This is a genomic window from Exiguobacterium sp. SH0S7 (assembly GCF_004337195.1).
GTDB lineage: Bacteria > Bacillota > Bacilli > Exiguobacteriales > Exiguobacteriaceae > Exiguobacterium > Exiguobacterium aurantiacum_A.
In genome coordinates this window covers 1-385 of the sequence record NZ_SJVA01000050.1, presented here as the reverse complement: position 1 = coordinate 385, position 385 = coordinate 1, and the positions used below count along the sequence as shown (strand labels likewise).

Here is a 385-nt window from a genome sequence, read left to right as displayed (position 1 = left end):
ACTTCTTCCATGTAGTGGCTGGTGTACAATACCGTCAACCCTTTTTCCCGATTGAGGCGGCGCACCATCTCCAGAATGTGGCTGCGCGACTGCGGATCGATTCCGACCGTCGGCTCATCCATGATAATGATTTCAGGTTCGTGCATCATAGCAGCAGCAATATTGATGCGCCGCTTCATGCCGCCCGAATAGGTTTTGACAACCTCTTTCTGGCGCTCCGCCAGTCCAACCAATTCCAGTGATCGCTGAATGGCAGTTTCCAATCCTTTTCCGGAAAGGCCGTAAATTCTGCCAAAGAACTTCAAGTTTTCGTAAGCCGTCAATTCCGGATATAAAGCGATTTCCTGCGGCACTACGCCCAGTACCCGCCTCATCTCACTTGGAT

1 protein-coding gene is annotated in these 385 nt (G+C 51.2%); it reads right to left on the bottom strand.

Going from position 1 to position 385, the window contains the following annotated elements; all coding sequences use genetic code 11:
* A partial coding sequence (locus EVJ22_RS15360) for an ABC transporter ATP-binding protein (RefSeq protein WP_131444290.1) occupies window positions 1-385 on the bottom strand: 385 nt, incomplete at both ends.